At 65.0% G+C, this 7704-nt stretch carries 7 protein-coding genes; 2 read left to right on the top strand and 5 right to left on the bottom strand.

Annotated elements, in window-relative coordinates:
• Positions 1–369 precede the first annotated feature (369 nt).
• Positions 370–879: a hypothetical protein gene (locus tag BLU39_RS25575; protein WP_077399117.1), complete on the bottom strand. Its 510-nt coding sequence runs from the start codon at positions 877–879 to the stop codon at positions 370–372.
• Positions 880–1001: 122 nt separating this feature from the next.
• On the bottom strand, positions 1002–1238 hold the full coding sequence (locus BLU39_RS28410; RefSeq protein WP_139178484.1) for a hypothetical protein: 237 nt from the start codon (positions 1236–1238) through the stop codon (positions 1002–1004).
• Between the two features lie 205 nt (positions 1239–1443).
• Here BLU39_RS28410 and BLU39_RS25570 point away from each other — a divergent pair, with 205 nt between their 5' ends.
• The gene (locus BLU39_RS25570) at positions 1444–1818 is read left to right on the top strand and encodes a hypothetical protein (RefSeq protein WP_092718565.1); all 375 of its coding nucleotides are present in this window, start codon (positions 1444–1446) and stop codon (positions 1816–1818) included.
• Here BLU39_RS25570 and BLU39_RS25565 read toward each other — a convergent pair whose 3' ends face one another.
• On the bottom strand, positions 1819–4857 hold the full coding sequence (locus BLU39_RS25565) for a sensor domain-containing diguanylate cyclase (RefSeq protein ID WP_254789066.1): 3039 nt from the start codon (positions 4855–4857) through the stop codon (positions 1819–1821).
• Positions 4858–5081: 224 nt separating this feature from the next.
• Between BLU39_RS25565 and BLU39_RS25560 the strand changes: the two genes are divergently transcribed.
• Positions 5082–5801 (top strand): helix-turn-helix domain-containing protein, encoded by a 720-nt coding sequence (locus BLU39_RS25560; RefSeq protein ID WP_092718562.1) that lies wholly within the window; start codon positions 5082–5084, stop codon positions 5799–5801.
• Here BLU39_RS25560 and BLU39_RS25555 read toward each other — a convergent pair.
• Together BLU39_RS25555 and queC are read right to left on the bottom strand one after the other, a co-directional pair.
• Positions 5785–6702: a sterol desaturase family protein gene (locus BLU39_RS25555; RefSeq protein ID WP_092718559.1), complete on the bottom strand. Its 918-nt coding sequence runs from the start codon at positions 6700–6702 to the stop codon at positions 5785–5787. The genes BLU39_RS25560 and BLU39_RS25555 overlap by 17 nt on opposite strands.
• 78 nt (positions 6703–6780) lie before the next feature.
• Positions 6781–7506 (bottom strand): 7-cyano-7-deazaguanine synthase QueC, encoded by a 726-nt coding sequence (gene queC / locus BLU39_RS25550; RefSeq protein WP_092718557.1) that lies wholly within the window; start codon positions 7504–7506, stop codon positions 6781–6783.
• Positions 7507–7704: the final 198 nt, after the last annotated feature.

The raw sequence follows: 7704 nt of genomic DNA, 5'->3' as shown, positions 1-7704 counted from the left end.
ACGATGCTTGCCATTGGGCAGGCGCAGCGCGCAGTCGAGCTTTGCCTTGGCAACGTCGATTCCCAGATTAAACATGCTGTGCTCCTCTTGCGATCTACCTTGTGAATGCGGGCTAACCGGCATGCCGGTGCCAAAGATACTGTCCGATCTTGACATTGAGGATGGGTAACTGGTGCGAGATCTACGAAACTGGCTCGGAGCCTAAGGGCGGATACGGCATCCAGTTACCCGGTCTTGATATGCCTACCAAGATTTTGACAGCGGTCGATACCGTTCGCAATATCACGAACGGCATGAAGGGAATAATACAAGGTCGGATTAGCGCGCAAGCGCGTAATCCGACACATTGTTGGCTCTGGTGGCGCCGGATTACGGGCGGCGGTAGCCGCCCTCGATCCAGTTCGCGGCGGACGTCGCATTGAACTTGAACGCGGCCGAGGTGCGCACCTTGGCGATCTGTTCGCCGTCGGCGTCGTAGGCGCTCAGTTCCGCGTACGGGTGGTCTTCGTCGGGGACGATGTCGAACATCACCTTGATCTGCCCCTCGTCGGTGGCAACGAACAGGTTCTTGTGCAATTGCGCATGCAGCTGCTGCTCATGGCGGCGCAGCACTTCCGAGGCCGTCTTGACCAGGGTGTTGAAGGCGTTGACGTCGAGCGGCTTCGGGTTTTTCTTGTCGCGGCCCATGGTCCACGGACCCACCAGCGCCGGCTCCGGTTCACCATCCTTGATCATGGCCACGGCCCAGCCTTCATCTTCCTCGTTCTTGATCACCCTCGCCGTCCAGCCATTGCCTACCCACAGGCGCGGCTCCTGGATCGGGGCGTCATTGTCCTGCTCGGCTGCTTCGTCGGAAAAGTCGGGGAAATCGGTACTCATGGCGGTGCTCGTGATGGAAGGTCGGGGCTAGCATGATAGTCGAAAACGCCCGCCCGTGCCGCATCGCCGACAGCGAAACGGCACGTCATACGGTACCAGCCGGCCTGCCGCCAAGGCAGCCGTCAGCACATGGACATGGCAGGCCGGTTGGGCCAGGTCAGCGGCGGACCGGGCGGTACCCAGCGCGGGTCGATGGCCGGCAGCGGCGCATGGTAATTGAAGGGGTTGATGATGATCGGCGGTATCGCCGATGGCGCACCGACGGGCTCGGCGCAGGACTGCGTGGCGCTACGCTGGCGCGTGATTTGATGGTCGAGAGAGGATAGCGATTGATCCCCGGTATCTGCAAACAAAAGCATGTTGCCCTCCTTGCGAGAGTGAGGTATTCAGTATAGGACGGCTTGCGCACATTACAAGAAAAGAAATCTTGTTATCCATCAGCGTGGTCCCCGGCGCCTTCCATACCGCAAAAATGACGGCCTGTCGCACGCCGCTGGCGGCAAGCCGGGCGCGCCCCTACAGTGTGACCATGCAACACCCGATCCCCACACTGCGAGGCTTACCATGAAAAAACTGCTCACCTTCGTCCTCATCGTCATGCTGGCCTGCCTGTTCCTCGACAAGATAGCCGGCAGCGACATGCACATGCAGTTCAACGGCGACGATGTCGACGGTCCGCTCGAGTGGCTGTTCGGTCTCGTGTTTGCCGGCGGCGGCTTGCTGGTCGCGGCCATTGCCGTCGTGTGCGCCGCCGTCGTGGCGGGCGTGGTGCTGGCCGGCGTGGGTGTCGTGCTGATTGCCGTGGTGGCCCTGTGCGTCGTGCTGGCGCTCGCGCTGAGCACGCCCGTGCTGCTGCCGCTGCTGATACCCGTGGCCATCATCTGGCTGATCGTCAGCCGCAACCGCAAGCAGACGCAAGCGCGTCAGCACAGCCTGTAATCACTGGGCCATGAACTTGCTGAGCACGCCGTCGCCGCCGCCATCATTCTGTTCGATGCGGTTGCGCCCGCCCCGCTTGGCCCGGTACAGCGCCTCGTCGGCGCGCGCCAGCACGGCGTCGCAATCGGCATCGGTGCCCGCCATGGCGGCCATGCCGATGCTTACCGTGATGGTGATCACCGTGCCGCCATCGGTGGTCAGCGAGCTTTCCGCCACGCGCCGGCGCAAGCGCTCGGCAAACACGGCGGCGGCGCTCAGATCCGTCCCCGGCAACAAGATGGCGAATTCCTCGCCGCCCACGCGCCCCGGCACGTCGACCTTGCGCAGCGCCTGGCACATCAGCGCGCCCAGGTGGCGCAGCACGGCATCGCCCACGGCGTGGCCATACTCGTCGTTGACGCGCTTGAAGTGATCGATGTCGAGCATCAGCACGCTGGCGGAGCTGGCCAGTTCGCGCTGCAAGCGGGCATGCTCGTTTTCCAGCGACGCCATGAAGTGGCGCCGGTTCGGCAAGCCGGTCAGGAAATCCGTGGTGGCCAGTTGCAGCAGTTCCGCGTTCATGCGCTTGCGCTCGGTAATATCGAGCGAAGACACCATGACGAAATCGAGGCTGTCCGCATGGCCGGGCATCACCAGCAGGCTCAATTCATTTTGCCGCGCCGCGCCATCGAGACGCACGAAGCTGCTTTCGCACTCGAACAGGTGGGCGCCGCCCGCCAGCGCCAGCAGCGCATCGCCGAAACGGGGCAAGGCGCTGTCGTCGAAATTCTGCGCCAGGCTCAAGGCGCCGCGGCGCTGGTCATCCTCGTTGGCGCGCACCTGCGCCAGCGCGGCGCCATTCGCATCGATGATGCGCACCAGCCCGGCCAGCTTCTGCAGCGCGTCCGGATTGGCCTGGAAGTGGGCGCCCAAGTCGCGCACGCCCGCTTGCTCAAGGGCATCGAGCGCGGCGCGCACGGCCGACCAGTCCTGTTCCCACAGGGCCACAGGCGCATGGTCGTACAGGCTGCGGAAACGCGCTTCGCCGGCGCGCAGGGCCAGCGCCACCTGCGCCTGTTCGATGGCCATGCCGGCCAGGTGGGCCGCCTCGCTCAGCCGCGCCAGATGCGCCGCGCCCGGCAAGGTCGGCTGGCGGTGATACGCCATCAGCACGCCCAGCAGCTTGCCCGAGCCGCCACGCACGGGCTCGGCCCAGCACGATTGCAGCTGGGCCCGGTATGCCAGTTCCATCGTTTCCTGCGCACCGGCATGCAGGTCGCCCACGATCACGCGCTGGCCGTCGCGCACGGCTTGCGCGGCGATGCCGTGCACGCCCTGCAAGGTGTCGAGGTCATGGCCATGGCTGGACAGGTTGAAAAACGCGGGCAAGCTGGGCGCCGCGCCCAGCACCAGGCGGTGGCGGCTTTCATCGAGCAGCAAGATGCTGCACAGCATGGCGGGATGGTCGGCCTGCACGCTCAGCACCACGCTTTCCAGCACCCGTTCCAGCGGCGCGCCCGTGGCCAGCATTTCCAGCACTTGCCGCCGCGTGTGTTCGCGCCGCTCCATCTGGCTGCGCTCGCTGATATCGCGGAAGGTCCACAAGCGCGCCTGTTCATTACCCAGCTGCATGCTGCGCACGTATTGCTCGACCACCCGCCCATCGCGCAGGTGCAGCACGTCGCGCCGCTCGCGGTGGCCGTGCGGCGCGTGGGCGCGTGCCCCGAGGAAAGGCGCCGCCTGCTCCAGCTGGCTTTCCACATGGCGCACGAGCGCCGCGCCATCGGCTTGCCAGTCGAGCGCGTCAGGCACTTGCCACAGGTCGCGGAAGCGCCGGTTCGACGTGAAGATGCGGCCATCGACGTTGTCGACCAGAATACCGTCGATGGTCGAATCGAGGATGCTGCGCAGCATGGCCTGGCTGCGCTGCGCCGCCTCGGCCATCGCCAGCACGCTCGCTTGCCCCTGCTCGAGCTGGCCGGTCAGCTCGCTCGAGCGCGCCAGCGCCGCCTGGGCGCGGGCACGGCCCGCCGCCAGCAGCCAGGCCGCCAGCGCCAGCACGATGCTGGCCAGCAAGCCCGTCCAGGCCACCAGGCGCGGCCGCGCCAGCAGTTCGCCATCGAAGCCCGGCATGGCGCGCACGCGCAAGGTCCAGGGGCGGCCGGCGATGGTAATCACTTGCAGCGACACCAGGCTGTCCGACGCGGCGGACGACATGCCGCCAGGCAAGCTGTCGTACATCAGGGCCACCTCGGCCATTTGCGCGCCATCATAGATTTCCAGGTCCAGCTGGTACGCGCTCTCGCCGCCCACGCCCGCCATCAGGTCGCCCATGCGGAACGGCGCAAACACCCAGGCGCGCAGGGCGGCGCGCCGCTGCGCCACGGTACCATGCAGCAAGACGTTGTCATACACGGGCAGCAAGACGAGGAAGCCATGCGCCTGGGCGCTGCCGCCATCTTGCACGAGGTGGATCTTGCCCGTCATGGCGGCTTGCCCCGTGTCGCGCGCCTGCTCGAGCGCGGCGCGGCGCACGGGTTCGGACCAGATGTCATAGCCGAAGGCCAGCAGGTTGCTCTCGCTTAAAGGCTCCAGATAGGTAATGGGCGCGTGCCAGGCGCGCTGGCCGGCCGGACGCACGGCATAGCCGGGATAACCGTCCGCGCGCACGCTGGCCTCGTGCCGCGCCAGGGCCGCGCCGGGTACCAGCGGCAGGTAGCCGATGCCGTGGATGCCGGGAAAGTGGCGGTCCACCTGCTGCACCGCCAGATAGGCGTGGAATTCGCGGCGCGTGACTTCCTGCGAACTGGCATACAGTCCCTGCACCCCGTGCAGCACCTGGATGTAGGTCTGCATGCGGCCGGCGATGTTGCCCACCAGTTCGCGCACGCGGAAATCGAAATCGGCCCGCACCTGCTGTTCGCTGGCGTCGTGGGCATTGCGCCAGGCGCCATACGTCAATCCCAGGCACAGCGCCAGCACCAGCGCGGCCAGCACGCGCGGTCCCACCCAGTGCGACACTGGCCGGGCAAACCACGACGAAGACGCGCTTGTAGGCATGACAGGCTGACAGACAGAACTGACATCCAACCGCTACACGCCCAGCAACATGGCTGGCAGCGGGCTGTACGATTACCATCGGTAGTCGATGTGAATGATAGTACGTTACAGCAGGCGCCCTTGCAATGCTGAATATTGCATTAAAAAAAGCATATATTTCGTGAGTGCAACGACGTGTACTCCAGGAAAATTCGATGCCATGAAAACCATCGTCCGACGCTGGTATGATCGCCCCGCAATCCATCATCAGGGAGCCGCGTTTGCAGCACGATAGCTGGCAGGGAACACTATGGCTGGCGCCGGACTTTGCCATCTTGCATGGCGCAGCGGGCGCCACGGACAGTCACGCCCATTATGCGCACCAGCTGATGCTGAGCACGGGCGCGCCCTTCATGGCCAAACTCGACGGCATCGTCCACACGGTGCGGCATCTGCTGGTCGACAGCCTGCGTCCGCACGCCATCGTGGCCGCGCCGGCGCCCATGCTGACCATCTATGCGGAGCCGCAGCGCCTGGGCGGCGCGGCCCTGCTGGCGGCGGCCGCCAGCGCAGGCACACCCAGCCTCGATAGCCTGGCCGCCGCGCTGCAGGCGCAGCCGCGCGTACACTTGCCCGATGCCCGCTTGCGGCGGGCGCTGGACAAGGTCGATGCGCTGCTGTCGGGCAAGGTCAGCGCGGCGGCCGTGGCCGAGGCCGCGCATTTGTCGCTGAGCCAGCTGGAACGCCTGTTCAGTGCCCAGCTGGGCTTGCCCGTGCGACGGCTGGTGCTGTGGCGCCGCTTGCGCCTGGCCATCCGTTTCATCTTGCTCGGCAGTACCCTGACGCAGGCGGCTCACGGCGCCGGCTTTGCCGATGCCGCGCATTTCTCGCGCACCATGCGCAGCCTGTTCGGCGTGCGCGCCGACCGCAGCTTGCGCCAGCTCGACGTCAAGCTGCTCGATTGATGGCACGGTTGAGCGCCTGCCGCAAGCCGGCCGGCAGCTCGGGCGCGCGCACGCCCTCTTCCGCGCGGAACGGCTCCATTAACTGCGCCCCATACGAAAGCGGGTAGTCGGGACGGCTGCCGATGCCCAGGTCTTCGCCCCGCATGCGGTAGCCGGGCGCCTCAAACGCCGTGCCCAGCAAGCGGTCCCAGCACGTAAAGAACAGGCCGAAATTCACGTCGCCGGCCGTGCCGTACTTCATGTGATGAAAGCGGTGCAAGGGCGCCCAGGCAAACACGTGGCGCAGCGGCCCCATGCGCATGTCGACATTCGCGTGCTGCAGCAACAGCTGGATCGCCACGGCAAACGCCAGCACGGCCATGACCTTCTCCGGTACGCCGAGCAGCAGCAAGGGCAGCATGCCGCCCGCCGCTTCCAGCAGCAGATGCAGCGGATGTTTCATCCAGCCGTTGAAACCGTACAGGCGCCGCACGCTGTGGTGCACGGCATGCAGTTTCCACAGAAAATAATAGCGGTGGCTCAAATAATGCACGAGGGTGATGCCGCAGTCGGCGATGACGATGGCCAGCAGCAGTTGCGCCCAGAATGGCAGCAGGCCCGGCCAGAACGGCCCCAGCGCCAGGTGTCCGGCCAGCAGGGGAAAAGCAGCCAGTCCCAGCAGGTAGAGCGCTTCATTGACGAGCGCATGCAGGCTGTCGCGCCAGCCGTCGCCGTGACCGTCGTTCCACGCGCCGTCGTACGGCAGATAACGTTCGGCAAGAAAGGAAGTGAGCAGGGCCAGCAGCAGCAAGGGCGGCAAGACCCACAGAGAATGGTCGCACGCCGCGATCAGGCAAGCGGCGGCGCCGATGAAGCCGGCCCAGAACACGGGGCCGTACAGCGCGGCAAAGAGGGATTTCATGGCAAGACGCTCCTGTGGCAAAAACCACAGCATGGCTGGCCTCCCCGCCGCGCCGCTTGAAGAAACGGCGCAACCTGCTTACTTGACAGCCAGCTTTGCCGCTTTTCTCGCAGCGTATTGCTGGTAGCCATTCGCGCGCAGGGCGCAGGCGGGGCAAGTGCCGCAGCCATAGCCCCAGTCGTGCAATTCACCCCGCTCGCCCAGGTAGCAGGTATGCGTGCCGCTGCGGATCAGGTCGACCAGCGGCTGGCCGCCCAGGTCTTCCGCCAGGTCCCAGCTTTGCGCCTTGTCCAGCCACATCAGCGGCGTTTCCAGTTTCAAGCGCGTGTCCATGCCCAGGTTCAGGGCCACTTGCAGCGCCTTCATCGTGTCGTCGCGGCAATCCGGGTAGCCTGAAAAATCCGTCTCGCACATGCCGCCCACCAGCACCGTCAAACCGCGGCGGTAGGCCACGGTGGCGGCCACCGTCATGAACAGCAAATTACGTCCAGGCACGAAGGTGTTCGGCAAGCCGTTTTCCTGCATGACGATCTCGACGTTCTGCGTCATGGCCGTATCGGAAATGGCGGAAATGAGCGACAGGTCGATCATGTGGTCCTGGCCCAGGCGGCTGTCCCACTCGGGCGACTGCTGGCGCATCTGTTCCAGTACGCCGGGACGCACGGTCAGTTCGATCGCGTGGCGCTGGCCATAGTCAAAGCCGATGGTTTCGACGCGGCTATAGTGCTTGAGGGCCCAGGCCAGGCAGGTGGTGGAATCTTGTCCACCGCTAAAGAGCACCAGTGCGGAGTCCGTTGCTAACATAAATTCTTTCTTTTCAGTTTTATTCTGTCCAAGCGCGCGGGGAAACATGATTCCCTGCGCAAAAAATACTTATTCGTCCGCCATCAGTTTACCTATTCCGGTAACATGCAGTCAGCATTTACTTATCTGGAGCACCATGTTTTCTGCACGACCCATACGGCATACGGCTGCCGGCAAGGCGATACGACCACGAATTTT

This window comes from Janthinobacterium sp. OK676, from assembly GCF_900103595.1.
GTDB lineage: Bacteria > Pseudomonadota > Gammaproteobacteria > Burkholderiales > Burkholderiaceae_D > Janthinobacterium.
This window is presented reverse-complemented; position numbering and strand designations above follow the sequence as displayed.

What these genes read in the sequence shown, in the direction of transcription:
- BLU39_RS25565 (WP_254789066.1), bottom strand. Translation starts at nt 4,857, where the DNA reads ATGCCTACAAGCGCGTCTTCGTCGTGGTTTGCCCGGCCAGTGTCGCAC.
- BLU39_RS25575 (WP_077399117.1), bottom strand. Translation starts at nt 879, where the DNA reads ATGAGTACCGATTTCCCCGACTTTTCCGACGAAGCAGCCGAGCAGGAC.
- BLU39_RS25555 (WP_092718559.1), bottom strand. Translation starts at nt 6,702, where the DNA reads ATGAAATCCCTCTTTGCCGCGCTGTACGGCCCCGTGTTCTGGGCCGGC.
- BLU39_RS28410 (WP_139178484.1), bottom strand. Translation starts at nt 1,238, where the DNA reads ATGCTTTTGTTTGCAGATACCGGGGATCAATCGCTATCCTCTCTCGAC.
- queC (WP_092718557.1), bottom strand. Translation starts at nt 7,506, where the DNA reads ATGTTAGCAACGGACTCCGCACTGGTGCTCTTTAGCGGTGGACAAGAT.
- BLU39_RS25570 (WP_092718565.1), top strand. Translation starts at nt 1,444, where the DNA reads ATGAAAAAACTGCTCACCTTCGTCCTCATCGTCATGCTGGCCTGCCTG.
- BLU39_RS25560 (WP_092718562.1), top strand. Translation starts at nt 5,082, where the DNA reads ATGATCGCCCCGCAATCCATCATCAGGGAGCCGCGTTTGCAGCACGAT.